Annotated in this window: 13 protein-coding genes; 12 read left to right on the top strand and 1 reads right to left on the bottom strand. The window is 62.1% G+C overall.

The features are described 5' to 3' along the window. Window positions 1-94: 94 nt before the first annotated feature. The 12 genes from feuN to ILFOPFJJ_RS10375 all read left to right on the top strand — a co-directional run bounded on the left by feuN (window position 95) and on the right by ILFOPFJJ_RS10375 (window position 14,514). Window positions 95-346 carry a two-component system FeuPQ modulator FeuN gene (gene feuN, locus ILFOPFJJ_RS10430; protein ID WP_173510485.1) on the top strand — a complete coding sequence of 84 codons (252 nt, stop codon included), beginning with the start codon at window positions 95-97 and terminating at the stop codon, window positions 344-346. 41 nt (window positions 347-387) lie between these two features. Next, window positions 388-1,059, top strand: a complete 672-nt coding sequence (gene feuP, locus ILFOPFJJ_RS10425; RefSeq protein ID WP_173510484.1) for a two-component system response regulator FeuP — start codon at window positions 388-390, stop codon at window positions 1,057-1,059. Continuing rightward, window positions 1,049-2,434 (top strand): ATP-binding protein, encoded by a 1,386-nt coding sequence (locus ILFOPFJJ_RS10420; RefSeq protein WP_173510483.1) that lies wholly within the window; start codon window positions 1,049-1,051, stop codon window positions 2,432-2,434. The genes feuP and ILFOPFJJ_RS10420 overlap by 11 nt, the downstream gene beginning before the upstream one ends. Window positions 2,435-2,606: 172 nt before the next feature. After that, complete coding sequence (locus ILFOPFJJ_RS10415) at window positions 2,607-3,053, top strand: RT0821/Lpp0805 family surface protein (RefSeq protein WP_246299582.1); 447 nt, start codon at window positions 2,607-2,609, stop codon at window positions 3,051-3,053. Between the two features lie 150 nt (window positions 3,054-3,203). Further along, complete coding sequence (ccmI, locus tag ILFOPFJJ_RS10410; protein WP_173510481.1) at window positions 3,204-4,349, top strand: c-type cytochrome biogenesis protein CcmI; 1,146 nt, start codon at window positions 3,204-3,206, stop codon at window positions 4,347-4,349. Continuing rightward, window positions 4,346-4,798 (top strand): cytochrome c maturation protein CcmE, encoded by a 453-nt coding sequence (gene ccmE / locus ILFOPFJJ_RS10405; protein WP_173510480.1) that lies wholly within the window; start codon window positions 4,346-4,348, stop codon window positions 4,796-4,798. The genes ccmI and ccmE overlap by 4 nt, the downstream gene beginning before the upstream one ends. Further along, on the top strand, window positions 4,795-6,783 hold the full coding sequence (locus ILFOPFJJ_RS10400; RefSeq protein WP_173510479.1) for a heme lyase CcmF/NrfE family subunit: 1,989 nt from the start codon (window positions 4,795-4,797) through the stop codon (window positions 6,781-6,783). Before ccmE ends, ILFOPFJJ_RS10400 begins: the two co-directional genes overlap by 4 nt. After that, window positions 6,780-7,235, top strand: coding sequence for a cytochrome c-type biogenesis protein (locus ILFOPFJJ_RS10395; protein WP_173510478.1), 456 nt, complete (start codon window positions 6,780-6,782; stop codon window positions 7,233-7,235). The genes ILFOPFJJ_RS10400 and ILFOPFJJ_RS10395 overlap by 4 nt, the downstream gene beginning before the upstream one ends. A 331-nt stretch (window positions 7,236-7,566) precedes the next feature. Beyond that, complete coding sequence (locus ILFOPFJJ_RS10390) at window positions 7,567-9,126, top strand: Do family serine endopeptidase (RefSeq protein WP_173510477.1); 1,560 nt, start codon at window positions 7,567-7,569, stop codon at window positions 9,124-9,126. Between the two features lie 302 nt (window positions 9,127-9,428). Beyond that, entirely contained in the window at window positions 9,429-10,127 is a 699-nt protein-coding gene (locus tag ILFOPFJJ_RS10385; protein WP_173510476.1) for a response regulator transcription factor, read from the top strand. Continuing rightward, window positions 10,124-11,530 (top strand): sensor histidine kinase, encoded by a 1,407-nt coding sequence (locus tag ILFOPFJJ_RS10380; protein ID WP_173510475.1) that lies wholly within the window; start codon window positions 10,124-10,126, stop codon window positions 11,528-11,530. Before ILFOPFJJ_RS10385 ends, ILFOPFJJ_RS10380 begins: the two co-directional genes overlap by 4 nt. Before the next feature lie 26 nt (window positions 11,531-11,556). After that, window positions 11,557-14,514 (top strand): bifunctional [glutamine synthetase] adenylyltransferase/[glutamine synthetase]-adenylyl-L-tyrosine phosphorylase, encoded by a 2,958-nt coding sequence (locus tag ILFOPFJJ_RS10375; protein WP_173510474.1) that lies wholly within the window; start codon window positions 11,557-11,559, stop codon window positions 14,512-14,514. 55 nt (window positions 14,515-14,569) lie between these two features. Here the strand turns inward: ILFOPFJJ_RS10375 and ILFOPFJJ_RS10370 are convergent, their stop codons facing one another. Next, window positions 14,570-16,903, bottom strand: coding sequence for a PAS domain-containing sensor histidine kinase (locus ILFOPFJJ_RS10370; RefSeq protein WP_173510473.1), 2,334 nt, complete (start codon window positions 16,901-16,903; stop codon window positions 14,570-14,572). Between the last annotated feature and the right edge of the window lie 374 nt (window positions 16,904-17,277).

The raw sequence follows: 17,277 nt of genomic DNA, 5'->3' as shown, positions 1-17,277 counted from the left end.
TGCTGCACGGCCTCAGGATCCGACATTCATTTGCCATTCAGCCTGTATCGGTTAATGATTTTGCCATGATGCTTCCCAAGTCGAAAGTGCGTTCATGTCTTCACCAGTGATCATCGCCGCGCTTGCCGCAGGTCTCGCGGGCTTCTCGCCGCCCGTCATCAACATGCCTTCGGCTGTTGTCCGCGCGGCTGGCGATTGCAGTGCCGCCGCCGCGCAAGTGGTTGCCGAGACGGGTGGAGAACTGCTCTCCGCCCAGCCGACATCCGACGGTCAGTGCGTGATCACGGTGCTCATCCCGGGTAACGGTGGGCGGCCGAAGAAGGTAACGGTGAAAGTGCCGATGTAGGCCGCTTGCGGGTGACCTACGAGCAAGGGAAATGAACGCAGATGCGCATTCTGATAGTCGAGGACGACGCCAACCTGAACAGGCAACTGGCCGACGCATTGAAAGAAGCCGGCTACGTCGTCGACCAGGCCTTCGACGGTGAAGAGGGCCACTATCTTGGCGATGCAGAACCTTATGATGCAGTGATCCTCGATATCGGTCTGCCGGAAATGGACGGTATCACGGTCCTCGAGAAATGGCGCGGCGACGGCAAGACCATGCCGGTCCTGATCCTGACTGCCCGCGACCGCTGGAGCGACAAGGTGGCCGGTATCGACGCCGGCGCCGATGACTACGTCGCCAAGCCCTTCCATGTGGAGGAAGTTCTTGCCCGCATTCGGGCATTGATCCGCCGTGCCGCGGGACATGCGAGTTCAGAGATCGTCTGCGGTCCGGTGCGGCTCGATACCAAGGGCTCCAAGGCGACCGTCCGTGGCGTGCCGCTGAAGCTCACGTCGCACGAATTCCGTCTGCTTTCGTACCTGATGCACCACATGGGGCAGGTGGTATCGCGCACGGAGCTGGTCGAGCACATGTACGATCAGGATTTCGACCGGGATTCCAACACAATCGAAGTGTTCATCGGTCGATTGCGCAAGAAGATCGGCAACGACCTAATCGAAACGGTTCGCGGCCTCGGATATCGCATGCAAGCGCCCGGCAATGGCAATTAGATCGCTCACGGCCCGCGTCCTGGCGGTTTCGACCGTTTGGGCCGTCGTCGCCCTCGTTGTGATCGGAGTGGTTATCTCCGCCCTGTACAGGCAGGGATCGGAGCGCGGTTTTCAGGATCTGCTGCGCGCGCAACTTTACAACGTCATCAACTCGATTTCCGTCAACGAGAAGGCCGTTCTGGCCGGAAGTCCGCAACTCGGCGACCTGCGTTTCTCCCAGCCTCAAACGGGGTGGTACTGGATTGTCGAGCCGATCGGCGAATTTGACACGCCGCCGCTGCTGTCGACTTCACTCGGCTCCGCCAAACTGCCGATCGCCAGTGTCGACGAGGTTCCCTTCGATATCCGCTACGAGCGCTTCTATACGACCAAGGATCCGTTCGGAAACGAGGTCGAGGTGGCCGAAACCGAAGTCGTGCTCGACATTCAGGGGCATGCCGCCCGCTTCCGCGTCGCGGGCAATCGCGACGTGCTGGAAGCGGATATCGATCGCTTCACCCGCAACCTCACCATTGCGCTATCGATCTTCGGTCTCGGCGGCCTTGGCGTCAACGCGCTGACCATTCTGTTCGGCCTCAAACCACTCGACCAGGTGCGCCGGTCGCTCGAAAAGATTCGGGCGGGCGAGAGCGAGCGCCTGGACGGCGCGTTCCCGCGCGAGATCCAGCCGCTTGCCAACGAGGTTAACGCTCTGATCGACAGCAATCGCCGCATCATCGAGCGGGCGCGCATGCAGGTTGGCAACCTTGCCCATTCCCTTAAGACGCCGATCGCCGTGCTGCTCAACGAAGCGCGCGTGCTAGAGGTGCCTCATGGGGATCTGGTGAAGACGCAGGTGGATGCGATGCAGACCCAGGTACAAACCTATCTGAGCCGCGCGCGCATCGCCGCGCAACGGGGCTCGATCCTCGCGCGGACAGAGGCCCAGCCTGCGCTTGAGCGGCTTGTCCGGGTGATGAGGCGACTCAATCCCGAAAAGCAGTTCAGCCTGTCGATCAATCCGCAGGGATTGATTTTGGCGATGGAACAGCAGGACGTCGAGGAAACGGTCGGCAATTTGCTCGAAAACGCCGCGCGGCATGCACGCGATCAGGTTTGGTTGAGCGTCCGGCCGGCCCCCGAGGACGTACGCGGCAAGGATCAGGGCCGGCACTGGATCGTGCTCGACGTCGATGACGATGGTCCCGGGCTCGACCCGGACCAGATCGCTTTGGCAATGAAGCGTGGCAAGAGGCTTGATGAAAGCAAGCCCGGCACGGGGCTTGGACTTTCGATCGTGAACGAGATTGTCGGGGAATATCAGGGCACGATCGAACTCTCGCGGCGCGCCGAAGGCGGCTTGCGCGCCCAGCTCGTTTTGCCGGCTGCGGTTTAGTGGCCACACCGGGGCTGAAAATGCCGATGCCTTTAGAGGGTATGGTTGCCTGATGCGCCGGGGAGTGCAAAAAGAAAATCGACGAGGGTGCCACCTGTCCGTCGCCGGATGTTCGGAAGGCGGAAAGGGCGGTGAGTTGAGTTGTCGGGGGATCATGAGGAACCACGCAGTAATGACACGAACCTTTGTCGCCAGCGGTAGGATCGCGGTCATCGCGTCGGCCGTCGCACTGGCCGGTTGCGGCACTGCGTCTAATGGCCAGCGTGGAGCCGTCTCGGGCCTTGCTGCGACCGCGACGCGGGGTGCGTCGTCGACGTCCTATATCGCCGCTCTGCAGGGTGGCGTCATCGCGCGCCTCGATGGTATCGACCTCGGCAAATCCGATCGGCAGAGGGCGCTAGAGGCCGAGTACCGAGCGCTGGAGGCCGCACCGGGCGGGCAGCCCGTCGTCTGGGAAGGACGCGGCGTCAGCGGTTCCGTCGTTGCCGCGGCACCCTATCAGGTCGGTTCACAGAATTGCCGCCAATACAGCCACACCGTGACCGTCAAGGGGCAGCAGACGACGGCACGCGGCGCCGCATGCCGTAATCCTGATGGCAGCTGGACGCCGCTGACCTGAGCCAGCGGTGTCATCCGGGCAGGATCGCGGCATCTTCGACCTGCCAAATCAGTCAAATACGCGGGGGCACCTTGCGGCGAAACGCCTCAAATCTCCGTCATTGCCTGTTTTCGAGTTGGAATGACACGGGGCTCATAGTATTTCCCCTGCATGTTGTTCTGGATCCTCGTCGCTATTTTGACGGCGGCAGTCGCTGTCGTACTCGTTCTCCCGTTGATGCGGGCAGCGGCGCCGCTTTCGTCTCCCCACAGCCATGACATCGAGGTCTATCGCGATCAACTCGAAGAAGTGACGCGAGATCAGAAGTCTGGCCTGATCACCAGCGAGAACGCAGAACTCGCCAGGGCCGAGATCGCGCGCCGGCTGCTCGCGGCCAGCGCCGCCGACGCTCCCGCCCAGGAGAGCGGCCCTAAACGTCTGCGCTCGAACCGCGTGGCGCAGCTGTTCGTTCTTCTCTGTCTTCCCGCCGTTGGGCTTTGCCTCTATCTCGTGACCGGCAGCCCGGGCGTCCCGGCGCAGCCGCTTGCGGCCAGGCTTGCCAATCCCGGTGACGACATCAACATCCTGATTGCAAGGGCCGAGAACCACCTCGCGGTCAACCCGGACGATGGCAAGGGCTGGGACCTGCTGGCGCCGATCTACATGCGCAGCGGCCGGGTCGAGGACGCCGTTGCCGCCTACGATCACGCGATCCGCCTGATCGGACCGACGCCCGCCAGACTCGGCGGCTATGCGGAGGCGTTGATCGTGCAGTCCGGTGGCCTGGTGACGGCCGATGCGCAGGATGCCCTGAAGAAGTCGCTTGCCCTCGATCCCAATGACCCGCGCTCGGAATTTTACTTGGCTCTCGGCCTCAAGCAGGAAGGTAAGCAGCAGGATGCGCTCGCCGCATTCCGCAAGCTTGCCGGTAATTCTCCCGCCGATGCGCCCTGGTTGCCGCTGGTGAACCAGCATATCGCGGAGCTCTCCGCCGGTCAGGCACCCGCCGGCAACACGATGCCTGCAAACCCGACGTCCGAGGATATGGCGGCGGCCGCGCAAATGAACGCCGGCGATCGCCAGGCCATGATCCGCGGTATGGTGGACAGCCTGTCGAGTAAACTGAAGGAAAATCCCGCAAACTTCGAAGGATGGATGCGCCTGATCCGCTCCTACGTTGTGCTCGATCAAAGAGACAAGGCACGCGACGCTCTACAGCAAGGGCTCAAGGCCTTCCCAGCGACCGGAGAAGAGGGGAGGCAATTGCTGGCTCTCGGCCGCGAACTCGGAATCGACGCGGGCGGAGAAGAGAAATGACACGCAAGCAGAAACGACTGGCGATCATAGGCGGTGGCGTCAGCTTCTTGATTGCCGCCGTATTCCTGGTCATGTTCGCCTTCAGCCAGGCGGTCGCCTACTTCTATGTTCCAGGCGATCTCGAAAAGGCGAGCCTTGCGCCTGGGACGCGCATCCGTCTGGGAGGTCTCGTGGAGACCGGATCGCTCAAGCGTGGCGAGGGTAAGACAGTCACCTTCAATGTCACCGACACGCTGGGAACGGTGCCGGTAACCTATACTGGCATCCTGCCGGACCTTTTCCGCGAGGGACAGGGCGTCGTGGCCGAAGGCGCTTTCGTTGCAGATAGCCCGGTCTTCGTCGCGGATACGGTGCTCGCCAAGCACGATGAGACGTATATGCCGAAGGATGTCGCAGACCGCCTGAAGGCCCAGGGCGTCACGCTCGGCGGCAAGGAAAACATTCAATGATCATCGAACTCGGACATTATGCCCTGGTGCTGGCGCTCGCGACTGCGCTCATCCAGGCAATGCTGCCGATCGTTGGAGCGCGGCGTGGCGACCGCGCACTGATGGAACTCGCGTCTAGCGCTGCGCTCGTCTGCGCCTTGCTCGTTGCCTTTTCCTTCGCGGTGCTGACCTTCGCCTACATGACCTCCGATTTCTCGGTGCGGAACGTCTGGGAGAATTCGCATTCGCTCAAGCCCTTGATCTACAAGATCTCCGGCGTGTGGGGCAACCACGAGGGGTCGATGCTGCTCTGGCTGCTGATCCTCGTCTTCTTTTCAGCCCTCGTGGCGGTTTTCGGCCGCAACCTGCCGGAAACGTTGAAGGCGACCGTGCTTGCCGTACAGGCCTGGATCGCGGCTGCCTTTGCGCTCTTCGTCCTGCTGACGTCCAACCCCTTCGCCCGCCTCATTCCGGCGCCGGGAGAGGGCAAGGACCTGAATCCGGTACTTCAGGACGTCGGCCTCGCCATACATCCGCCTTTGCTCTACCTCGGCTATGTCGGCTTTTCCGTCTGTTTTTCCTTTGCGATCGCGGCGCTGATCGAAGGTCGCATCGATGCGGCATGGGCGCGCTGGGTACGGCCATGGACCCTTGCCGCCTGGACCTTCCTGACCGCCGGCATCGCCATGGGCTCCTACTGGGCCTATTACGAGCTCGGCTGGGGCGGTTGGTGGTTCTGGGACCCGGTCGAAAACGCTTCCTTCATGCCGTGGCTTGCGGGCACGGCGCTCTTGCACTCGGCACTGGTGATGGAGAAGCGTGAGGCGCTGAAGATCTGGACCGTGCTGCTGGCGATCATGACCTTTTCCCTGTCGCTGCTCGGTACCTTCCTCGTCCGCTCGGGTGTGCTTACGTCGGTCCATGCCTTCGCGACCGACCCGACACGCGGAATATTCATTCTCGCCATTCTCGTCCTCTTCATCGGCGGCGCGTTTTCGCTCTTTGCGTTCCGGGCATCCCGCCTCAAGTCCGGTGGACTCTTTGCGCCGATCTCGCGCGAAGGTGCACTCGTTCTCAACAACCTGATCCTGACGACGGCGACCGCGACTGTGCTCACCGGCACGCTCTATCCCCTGGTGCTCGAGGCGCTGACGGGAGACAAGATCTCTGTGGGTGCACCGTTCTTCAACATGACCTTCGGTCTGTTGATGCTGCCGCTGCTCTTTGCAGTTCCCTTCGGCCCGCTGCTTGCCTGGAAGCGCGGTGATCTCACGGGTGTCGCCCAGCGTTTGTTCGTTGCGGCTGCGGTCGGTCTTCTTGCCGGTGCGGTCTATTATTATGCGATGAACGGCGGCCCTGTACTCGCCCTCTTCGGCATCGCGCTCGGCGCCTATCTGATCGCTGGCGCGCTTACCGATCTGATCCTGCGTTCGGGTATCGGCAAAGTGGCGGCCAACGTTGCCTGGAAGCGGCTTTCGGGCCTGCCGCGCTCTGCCTTCGGAACGGCGCTTGCCCATGCGGGGCTCGGCGTCACGCTGATCGGCATCGTCGCCGTGACCGCCTTCGAGACGGAGACAGTCGTCGAGATGAAGCCGGGAATGATGGTGGACGCCGGCGGCTATGCCCTGCGGTTTGACGGCATACGCCAGGGTCGCGGACCGAACTACACCGAGGAAACCGGTCATTTCACGGTCAGCCGGGGTGGTGTCGTGATAACCGAAATCTGGTCGTCGAAGCGGCTTTATACGGCACGCCGGATGCCGACGACGGAAGCGGGAATTCGGACCTTCGGTCTCAGCCAGCTCTATGTTTCCCTCGGCGATCCGATGACTGATGGCGGGATCGTCGTGCGCATCTGGTGGAAGCCGTTGATTCTGTGCATATGGGGTGGGGCACTGGTCATGATGGCTGGCGGCATCGTGTCCCTGAGCGACCGCCGCTTGCGGGTCGGCGCGCCGGCGCGCGCCAGGAGGGCCCCGCGGATTGCATTGGGAGCCGCCGAATGATCCGTCTGCTTCTCGCGCTTTTTCTTTGCCTCTCTTCCTTGGCGCCCGCCTTCGCTGTCAATCCGGACGAAGTGCTTGCCGACCCGGCGCTCGAGGCGCGCGCACGGGCGATCTCGGCGAAGCTCCGCTGCATGGTCTGCCAGAACCAGTCGATCGACGACTCCAATGCCGAACTCGCCAAGGATCTACGGGTGCTGGTGCGCGAGCGGCTGGCGAATGGCGACACGGACGAAGCCGTGATTGCCTATGTCGTTTCCCGCTACGGCGATTTCGTCCTGTTGAAGCCGCGTTTCGAGGCAAAGACCCTGATCCTCTGGGGCATGCCGGTCATCCTGCTTCTTTGCGGAGGCGCTGCTCTTGTCGTGGCTGCGCGCCGCCGCAGCGCCACGACGCCCGGCGCGCCGCTTTCCGACGAGGAAAAGGAAAAGCTGGACAAGCTCCTGAGATCCTAGGATCTCGGATCCATGTCGCGATTTGACCTCGCGCGGTAATTCAAGACGTTCAACGGATGTGCATGGGGCTGATCAGTCGCTCTTCCGCAACGGATGTGCATGGGGCTGATCAGTCGCTCTTCCGCTTCCGCGCGAACATTACCAAAAATTCATCTGCCGGACAGAACTCAGTAAGGTCCCATCCGTTACACCTTTCATCATCGGCTGTTCCTCCAGTCACAGCCAGACGAGCGGTTCCAGACGCCGATACGTTCGGAACAAGCTCGTGGTCAAGGTTTCGAAGCCTTCTGCCTATTGGCGGGGGCTTCATGGAAGAGAGAAGGCAAAACGAATGTCCAAGATCAAAACTCTGCGTCCATCCCTGAAGACGGTCCTGAAGACCTCCACGGTCGCCGGTCTCGCGGCCGTCCTGCTGACCAGCGGCCTGCCGACTGAGATTTCGCAGACCTTCGCCGAAGCGGTGAAGACGGAAGCTCCAGCGGTCCCGAGCTTCGCAAACGTCGTCGATGCGGTTTCACCGGCCGTCGTTTCCGTGCGCGTCCAGTCGCGCGTGAACACTTCCGACGAACAGGCCGGCAACTTCAGCTTCGACTTCGGCGGTCGCGGCTTCGAGGATCTGCCCGACGATCATCCGCTGAAGCGCTTCTTCCGTGAATTCGGCGGCCCGCGTGGCGATGGCGGCGATGACCGTGCAGACCGTCGTCGTGGTCCGCGCGCCGAGGGTCGCCTCCGTCCGCGCGCCCAGGGCTCCGGCTTCTTCATCACCGAAGATGGCTATCTCGTCACGAACAACCACGTCGTTTCCGATGGCTCCGCCTTCACGGTCATCCTGAACGATGGCACGGAGCTCGATGCCAAGCTGGTCGGTAAGGACAGCCGCACCGATCTCGCGGTGCTCAAGGTCGACGACAACAGGAAGTTCACCTATGTGACCTTTGCGGACGACAGCAGGGTGCGTGTCGGCGATTGGGTCGTCGCGGTCGGTAACCCCTTCGGCCTCGGCGGAACGGTGACGGCCGGCATCGTCTCGGCTCGCGGCCGCGACATCGGCTCCGGCCCCTACGACGATTACCTGCAGGTCGATGCCGCCGTGAACCGCGGCAACTCCGGTGGCCCGACGTTCAATCTTTCGGGTGAGGTCGTCGGCATCAACACCGCGATCCTGGCCCCGGCAGGCGGCAACGTCGGCATCGCCTTCGCGATCCCCGCATCGGTTGCCAAGGACGTCGTCGACGATCTGATCAAGGACGGCACCGTCTCGCGCGGCTGGCTTGGCGTTCAGATCCAGCCCGTGACGAAGGACATCGCTGATTCGCTCGGCCTCTCCGAGGCAAGCGGCGCTCTGGTCGTCGAACCGCAGGCCGGTTCTCCGGGAGAAAAGGCCGGGATCAAGAAGGGCGATGTGGTGACGGCACTGAACGGTGAGCCGATCAAGGATCCGCGCGATCTCGCCCGCAAGGTTGCAGCACTGCGTCCGGGCTCTTCTGCCGACCTGACCCTGTGGCGCAATGGTAAGTCTGAAAGCGTGAAGCTCGAAATCGGCAATCTGCCGAGCGACACCAGCGACGCCGTGCAGCCGAAGGACGAGCGGTCCGAGCAGGGACCGACAGCCAGTGATGAAGCGCTTGCCGGTCTCGGCGTGACGGTGACGCCTTCCGAGGACGGCACAGGCGTGACGATCGCTTCCGTCGATCCGGACTCCGACGCCGGCGACCGTGGCCTCAAGGAAGGTGAGAAGATCGTCACCGTCAACAATCAGGAAGTGAAGTCGGCGGACGACATCGTCAAGGTGATGAACAATGCCAAGAAGGATGGGCGGACCAAGGCGCTCTTCCAGATCGAAACCCAGGACGGCAGCCGCTTTGTCGCGCTTCCGATCGATCAGGGCTGATGTCGCGACTCTCGAAGGATTGGAGTGGGTCGCCCGCTCCGATCCATTCTGATTGATCGAGGTGAATGGATCGACACAATCCGCAATCACCATGATCCAAAGGCGCCGCGACATCCGAGTGATATCGCGGCGCTTTTCATTCGGGCCGAAGCGATGGTTGCTACGACGCTGCTGCATGACGGCTTCGATCGAAATCATGTAGCAATTCAAAATGCTGCAGCGACCTTTGCGCGTCCCATCAGAGACGCGGCGCTGGAGGTGTCGGAACCGAAACCGGTTGAGACAGATAGGGATCCGGGACTATGGTCACGCGCATGAAGATTCTGATCGTTGAAGACGACCTTGAGGCCGCTGCTTATCTGGCAAAGGCTTTTCGCGAGGCCGGCATCGTTTCCGACCATGCCAGCGATGGCGAAAGCGGTCTGTTCATGGCAAGCGAGAATGCCTATGACGTGCTGGTGGTCGATCGGATGCTGCCGCGTCGCGACGGCTTGTCGTTGATCAGCGAACTGAGGCGCCGTGATATCCACACGCCCGTGCTCATTCTCTCGGCGCTCGGCCAGGTGGACGACCGCGTCACTGGCCTGCGCGCCGGCGGCGACGACTATCTTCCGAAGCCCTACGCGTTCAACGAGCTTCTGGCGCGTGTCGAGGTGCTCGGTCGCCGCAAGGGCGCGCCCGAACAGGATATGGTCTACCGCGTCGGCGACCTCGAACTCGACCGGCTCGCCCATTCGGTTCGGCGGCAAGGCAAGGAAATCCCGTTGCAACCGCGCGAATTCCGACTGCTCGAATACCTCATGAAGAATGCGGGTCAGGTCGTGACGAGGACGATGCTGCTAGAAAACGTGTGGGATTACCATTTCGACCCGCAAACCAACGTTATTGACGTGCATGTCTCGCGCCTGCGCTCGAAAATCGAAAAGGACTTCGACACGCCGTTACTGCGGACGGTGCGTGGCGCCGGCTACATGATCAAGGACGACCGGACCGAGACATGAGCAAACTCAGGGTTCTGTTAAGGACGACGGCGGTCCGGCTCTCCGCACTTTATCTTGTTCTCTTTTCCCTCTGTGCGATCTTTCTCGTCTTTTACGTGACAGGCATGTCCGAACGCCTGCTGCAGCAGCAGACGCGCGACGCAATTACGACCGAAGTGAGCCAGATCGAAGCCGTCTACGAGCGCGCCGGCATGAGCGGCCTGCTTCGCTCGCTCGAACGGCGGGCGCGCCAGCCGGGTGCCAATCTCTATGTCATCGCCGGGCCGAGCGGCGAAATCCTCGCGGGCAACGTCGCCGGCCTGCAGCCGGGCCTGCTTGACGATGAAGGCTGGAAATCTGAGCCGTTCCGCTACCGGCGGTTCACCGATGAAAGCCGCGAGGAAAGTCACGTGGCGCTGGCCCAGGTTCTGCTGCTCGACAATGGCTTGAGGATTCTCGTCGGTCACGACCTCCAGGAACCGGAAAAGTTCCGCATGCTCGTGCGTCAGGCGTTGGTCGTTGCGCTTGGAGTGATGGGGCTCGGTGCGCTCATCATATGGTTCGTCATCGGTCGCAATGCCTTGAAGCGCATCGACCGCATGTCCGAGGCCAGCACGAAAATCATGGCGGGCGACCTTTCGCAGCGCCTGCCGACAAGCGGGTCGGGAGACGAATTCGACCGGCTTTCGGAATCGCTCAACGCGATGCTCGGGCGGATCGAGAAGCTCGACGAGGGGCTGAGACAGGTTTCCGACAACATCGCCCACGACCTAAAGACGCCGTTGACGCGTCTGCGCAACAAGGCCGAAGCGGCACTCTCCGGCAAGGAGGACGGAAGCCAAACTGGCGCTCTGGAGGAAATCATTGCGGAGTCGGATCAGTTGATCCGCACGTTCAATGCGCTGCTGATGATTTCCCGTGTCGAGGCCGGTTCCGCTGCCGCGGAAATGAGCGACGTCGATTTGTCCCGGATCGTTGCCGATTGCGTCGAGCTTTACGAACCGGCGGCCGAGGACAAGGCATTGAAGGTCGAAGCGGATATCCTCCCGGGCGTCGTGATCTCCGGAAATCGCGAACTGATTGGCCAGGCACTCGGAAACCTGATGGACAATGCGATCAAATATGCCGAGGGATCGACCAATCCTCTGATCCGGGTGGCGATGACGAAGAGCGGAAACGAGGCGGTGGTGACCGTCGCCGATCATGGTCCCGGCATCCCGGAAGACATGTACCGCGAAGTGCTGAAGCGTTTTGTCCGCCTGGATGAAAGCCGCTCGAAACCGGGGACGGGCCTCGGCCTCTCCCTTGTCGAGGCAGTGATGGAGATGCATCGCGGATCCCTCACGCTTACTGCGACCGAACCGGACCGCAAAGATGGCAAGGGACTGACCGTCCGCATGGTTTTCCCGGCTCGTGCGACCTGATAGACCGAGATTGGGAGGAAGTGCCGATGCTGGAAGCAGATGAGCGGCGTCTGTCCGATATCGAAGTGGTTTCAATCCGTCCGACGAGCCAGGCGGATGCGAAGGCCGCTCTGTCCGTTTTGAAGGACGTGGGCAAGGGGCACGCTCGCATCGCGGACCTTCTGGCCTCGAGCACACCGATCAAGGACTTTGTCGTCTCGGCCCTCGCGCTCTCGCCGTTTCTGCGGGATACGACAGGCAGCAATCCAGCAATCCTCGAGAATCTGCTCACCACGCCTTTGTGCGAGTTCCTCAAGCGCCGGATCGAGGCGGCCCGGTCCGCATGGCGGCCGGAGCCGGAAGCGGCCGCACTGCCCGACGCGGAGATCATGTCCAGGCTGCGAAAGGCAAAACGGGAAGTTGCCTTTGCCGTCGCTCTGGCGGATCTATCTCGGCTCTTCGACGGCCGGGAAACGACGCGTTGGCTGAGCGATTTCGCCGCTGCCGCGGTCGCGGCCGCGATCGATCACCTGCTCCTTGGCGCGCATGAAGGCGGCAAGCTCAGGTTGAAGGATCCGTCGGCGCCGAGCATCGGTTCCGGGGTCGTCGCTCTCGGGATGGGCAAACTCGGTGCTTGCGAACTCAACTATTCCTCCGACATCGACCTCGTCATCTTCTACGATCCGCAGTCCTGCATCATCATCGACCGCGACGACGCGTCCGATGTTTTCGCGCGTCTGCTCAGGCGTCTGATCCGCATCCTGCAGGAACGGACCGGCGACGGTTATGTCTTCCGCACGGACCTGCGTCTGCGCCCCGATCCGGGGTCGACTCCGCTTGCGATCCCGATCGAGGCAGCGATGCTCTATTACGAGAGCAGGGGACAGAACTGGGAGCGCGCCGCCTTCATCAAGGCGCGGCCGGTGGCTGGCGACCTGGAGGCTGGCGAGCGTTTCCTGAAGGAGCTGACGCCCTTCGTTTTCCGCAAGTACCTCGACTACGCGGCAATCGCCGACATTCATTCGATCAAACGGCAGATCCACGCGCACAAGGGACATGGCGAAATCGCCGTGAAGGGACACAATATCAAGCTCGGTCGCGGCGGCATCCGCGAGATCGAGTTTTTCGTCCAGACGCAGCAACTGATCGCCGGCGGCCGCATGCCAGAGCTTAGGCTGCGCGCAACGGAGCCGATGCTGCGCGCGCTCGTGAAGGCAGGATGGATCGATCAGTCGACCGCCGACGAGCTTATCGATGCCTACTGGTTCCTGCGCGACGTCGAGCACCGGATCCAGATGGTGCGCGATGAACAGACGCACGTCCTGCCGGAGACGGAGGCAGAGCTCAAGCGGATCGCCTACATGCTCGGCTTCGAGGACACCGCCTCCTTTTCTACGGAGCTTTCCCGCGTGCTGCGTACGGTCGAGCGGCGCTATGCGCAGCTTTTCGAGCAGGAGGCAAAGCTCTCGACCGAGACCGGAAATCTGGTCTTCACCGGACAACAGGACGATCCGGACACGCTCGAGACCTTGAAGAAGCTTGGCTTTCAACGCCCGTCCGATATAGCCCGGACAATTCGCACCTGGCACTACGGGCGCTATCGGGCGACGCAGTCGGTGGAGGCGCGCGAGCGTCTGACCGAGCTGACGCCAGAACTCCTGCGGGTATTCGGGGAGAGCCGTCGCGCGGACGAAGCGCTGCTTCGCTTTGACCATTTCATCTCGGGACTGCCCGCCGGCATCCAGCTCTTCTCGTTGCTCGGCAACAATCCCAGGCTCCTTTCTCTGATCGTCAACATCATGTCATCGGCGCCGCGGCTGGCGGACATCATCGCCGCCAGACCCCATGTTTTCGACGGCATGCTGGACCCGGGCCTGCTTGCGGAACTGCCGACACGGGAATATCTGGCACCGAGGATCGCAAATTTCGTTGCCGGTGGCCGTCACTACGAGGACGTGTTGGACCGGTTGCGTATCATCGCTGCCGAACAGCGTTTTCTGATCGGCATTAGGCTTTTGACCGGCGCCATTTCCGGCATCCAGGCGGGGCGCGCCTTCACCGATCTTGCTGACCTCATCATCGCTGCGGCGCTCGACGCGGTGCTGGAGGAAGTTCGCTCGGCGCATGGACGCTTTCCGGGCGGTCGAGTCGCCATCGTTGGCATGGGCAAGCTCGGCAGCCACGAATTGACGGCGGGCTCCGATGTCGATCTCATCTTGCTCTATGACTATGATGACGACGCGGTGCAGTCCGATGGCCCCAAGCCGTTAGACCCGGTGCGCTATTTCACCCGGGTAACGCAGCGACTGATCGCCGCGCTCTCGGCGCCGACTGCCGAAGGTATTCTCTACGATGTCGACATGCGGCTGCGACCGTCCGGCAACAAGGGCCCCGTCGCGACGCGCATCACCGCCTTTGCCAAATATCAGCGCGCGGAGGCCTGGACCTGGGAGCATCTGGCGCTCACACGCGCGCGATGCATCTGCGGTGATGAAAGTCTGGTCGGCGAGGCGGAAGCGATTTTCGGCGAGGTCCTTTCTGAGAAGCGCAAGATCGAGAAGGTCCGCAAGGACGTGGAGGAGATGCGCGACCTGATCGACAAGGAGAAGCCGCCGAACGCCATTTGGGATTTCAAGCTCATCCCCGGCGGTCTCGTCGATCTCGAGTTCATCGCGCAATATCTTGCGCTGATTGCTCCGGCAAAAGGGGTGACGCCGCCACCGGCAGGAACGCATACCCTTGAGGCGTTGAAGAGCCTGGGCGCATCCATGATGAATGCCAACGATCTGGACGTGGCCGTCGACGCGCTGACGCTTTTTACTGAAGTCTCGCAGATCGTGCGCCTCTGCATCGACGGGGATTTCGATCCGAAGGATGCACCCGCTGGCCTGGTCGATCTCGTTTGCGGGGCAGGGGACTACCCGGATCTGAAGCATCTCGAGGCGGATATTCGAAGCCTCTCCAAGGCGGTTCGCGGGATCTTCCAATCCATTGTTGCCGAGTGATCTGCGAGGTCGGCGGTCGCGCGATTTGAAGCCTGCGCAATTCCCGGACGGTTGCTTAGCCGCCGACGCGGTCGGGGATGCGGACGGATATGATCGTGCCGACGTTTTCGGTGGAGTGGATCTTCATCGTGCCGCCGTGAAGGCGCGTCAGTGAGCGCGAAATTGCAAGCCCGAGCCCGGAACCGCCCTTGCTCTTGGCATACTGGCTTTGCACCTGCTCGAATGGCTGGCCGATCTTCTGCAGCGCGTCCTTCGGGATGCCTATACCCGAATCGGCGATCGTCAGCGTCACCGCTCCGGTGACCTTGCGCGCCCTGAGCGAGATGCGGCCTCCTTCGTTGGTGAACTTGACCGCGTTCGACAGGAGGTTCAGCAGCACCTGCTTCATCGCGCGGCGGTCGGCCACCATGGTGAGACCCGAGGAAATCTGCTGCACGACGCGGATATTCTTCTGCTCGGCTGGAATTGTGGTGAAGCGAAGCGTCTCTTCGATCAGCGGTGCGAGGTCGATCTTCTCACGCGTGATGCGCATGTGCCCGGCTTCAATCTTCGACATGTCGAGAATGTCGTTGATGACGTTGAGCAGATGTTTGCCGCTTTCATGGATATCGCGCGAATACTCGTGGTATTTCTCGGACCCGAGCGGACCGAACATCTGGTTCTGCAGGATCTCCGAAAACCCGAGGATAGCGTTCAGCGGCGTGCGCAGTTCGTGCGACATGTTCGCCAGAAATTCGGACTTGGCGCGGTTTGCGGCTTCTGCGCGCTCCTTCTCCGCCTGATAGTTGGAGTTGGCGACGGACAGTTCGGCCTTCTGCTGCTCCAGCGTGATGCGTGATGCCGAAAGGTCGCCGATCGTCGCCATGAGCCGACGCTCGGATTCGCGCAGGCGCACCTGGTGGCGCTTGAGCAGCGTGATGTCGGTGCCGACCGAAACCAGACCGCCATCGCGGGTGCGGCGTTCGTTGATCTGGAGCCATCGCTCGTCGGCGAGTTGCACCTCGCTCGTCTGCGAATGGTTGCTGCGATCCGGATCGGCGACCCGGCGCTCGACGACCGGCCGTGCCGCGGCGGCGTGCACGACTGTCCGTTCCGTGCCGGGCACGAGGACATGGTCCGGCAATTGATAGGCCTGCTGGTAGTGGGTGTTGCACATGACCAGGCGGTCTTGCTTGTCCCAGAGCACGAAAGCCTCCGACGTACACTCGATGGCGTCGGCGAGACGCTGGTCCGCTTCCGCATAGCGCTGCGCAAGCCGGTGTTGCTCGGTGACATCCATGGCGATGCCGATCAGGTGCGTGCGGCCGGAGACTGTGCGAATGACTTGCGCGCGTGCGCGGAGCCATACGTAGTGGCCGTCGGCATGGCGCATGCGGAATACCTGGTCGATCTGGCGTGCGTTATCGCGGGCGATCGCCCGCGCCACGCTGTAAATGCCCCGGTCCTCCGGATGCATCAGCCGCGCGGCATCGCCGAAAGACAGCACACTGCTGTCCCCCGGCATCCCCAGCATCTCGTACATCGACCGCGACCAGAACAGGCGCCGGTTGGCAAGATCGAAATCCCACAGGCCGCAACGACCGCGCGAGAGCGCAGTTTCGACACGCAGGTTCGACTCCGCGAAAACCGCGTCAGCATCGCGCGCTCGCTTTGCCTGAATGTAGTAGGCATAGAGGACGACGAGCAGGATGGCCGATATGCCTGCAAACAGGGTGACGTTGAGCGAGACGTCGTCGCGCCACGCCGTCTCGAGCTGCGCGATCGGCCTAGCCGCCAGAATGACGCCGGCGGCGTCCGGGAGCTGCGTCAAGGCGACAAGATGATCGACGTCGCCGACCGGCGTCTTCACCACGCTCGATCCTTCGCCATAGTACTGCAGCGTTGCGAGGTCCGGAGCGATCGAGGCCAGCGTGCGCCCGATGAAGTGAGCGCCGTCCGCCGTGCTTGCGAATATCCGCCCGTCCTTGCGAACCGTCAGCAGAAACATGCCGCCGTCGAGAGTGCCTGCCGGAAGATATTCGCCGAGCCGCTGTTCGGCCTCCCACCGCAGACCGCCGTCGAAAACCTGTGCTCCATCGGCTTGGAAGGCTGCAGCGGCCGCGGCCGCTGCGAGACTGACGGCTTGGCGGGAACTGCCCTCCATACGGGCATGCTCGCCCATGATGCCCGACATGCGGGATATGGCCACGATGACAAGGAAAGCAATTATCAGGACGGGAATGGAGCGCTTGAGAATAGGTTCGGCGCTCGCGAGCCGCTGAGATGCGGGCTCGGCAAACAGCCTTGCCTGCTCGATGAACTCCCGCTCCAGGCTGGAAAGGCCCGGAAACTTGAGTCGCAACCGCCCGTCGGCTGCGCTTCCCCGTCGCGCGTCCGCCATCTTTCCCAATCTTGTCATCCTCGAAAGCGCCTCGCATTCGCAGTGAATGTGCCGAAGACGCCTGATCCTCTAAATCTGAGACATGAGCCGCTCCAGCATTCGGCTGGAGGATGGTTGTCTCAGTGATTCGGTGCGCCGCTCGCCCGAATCTGACTCAATGAATCACAGGGCGATTCGCCTTGTCCAGAGGGGATGGTAAAGATTTCTTAACCAATTCTCGTCGTTGGGAAATCATAGGCCGGATGGCGCCTGCATGTGTCGTTAAATCGGAGCCGATCTAAGGACAAAAACATGCAGCAATTCAAAGTGCTACAGCGACCTTTTGTGCGTCTGAGAAGACGCGCGGCGCTGTAGGTGGCGACGGCTCTTCGAGCGAGGTGAGC

The organism is Sinorhizobium psoraleae (assembly GCF_013283645.1).
GTDB classification, from domain to species: domain Bacteria; phylum Pseudomonadota; class Alphaproteobacteria; order Rhizobiales; family Rhizobiaceae; genus Sinorhizobium; species Sinorhizobium psoraleae.
This window is presented reverse-complemented; position numbering and strand designations above follow the sequence as displayed.

Excerpts from the sequence above, each read along its gene's own strand:
- feuP (WP_173510484.1), top strand. The coding sequence starts at position 388 with ATGCGCATTCTGATAGTCGAGGACGACGCCAACCTGAACAGGCAACTG.
- ccmI (WP_173510481.1), top strand. The coding sequence starts at position 3,204 with ATGTTGTTCTGGATCCTCGTCGCTATTTTGACGGCGGCAGTCGCTGTC.
- ILFOPFJJ_RS10380 (WP_173510475.1), top strand. The coding sequence starts at position 10,124 with ATGAGCAAACTCAGGGTTCTGTTAAGGACGACGGCGGTCCGGCTCTCC.
- ILFOPFJJ_RS10400 (WP_173510479.1), top strand. The coding sequence starts at position 4,795 with ATGATCATCGAACTCGGACATTATGCCCTGGTGCTGGCGCTCGCGACT.
- ILFOPFJJ_RS10395 (WP_173510478.1), top strand. The coding sequence starts at position 6,780 with ATGATCCGTCTGCTTCTCGCGCTTTTTCTTTGCCTCTCTTCCTTGGCG.
- ILFOPFJJ_RS10385 (WP_173510476.1), top strand. The coding sequence starts at position 9,429 with ATGGTCACGCGCATGAAGATTCTGATCGTTGAAGACGACCTTGAGGCC.
- ILFOPFJJ_RS10390 (WP_173510477.1), top strand. The coding sequence starts at position 7,567 with ATGTCCAAGATCAAAACTCTGCGTCCATCCCTGAAGACGGTCCTGAAG.
- ILFOPFJJ_RS10420 (WP_173510483.1), top strand. The coding sequence starts at position 1,049 with ATGGCAATTAGATCGCTCACGGCCCGCGTCCTGGCGGTTTCGACCGTT.
- ccmE (WP_173510480.1), top strand. The coding sequence starts at position 4,346 with ATGACACGCAAGCAGAAACGACTGGCGATCATAGGCGGTGGCGTCAGC.
- ILFOPFJJ_RS10415 (WP_246299582.1), top strand. The coding sequence starts at position 2,607 with ATGACACGAACCTTTGTCGCCAGCGGTAGGATCGCGGTCATCGCGTCG.
- feuN (WP_173510485.1), top strand. The coding sequence starts at position 95 with ATGTCTTCACCAGTGATCATCGCCGCGCTTGCCGCAGGTCTCGCGGGC.
- ILFOPFJJ_RS10375 (WP_173510474.1), top strand. The coding sequence starts at position 11,557 with ATGCTGGAAGCAGATGAGCGGCGTCTGTCCGATATCGAAGTGGTTTCA.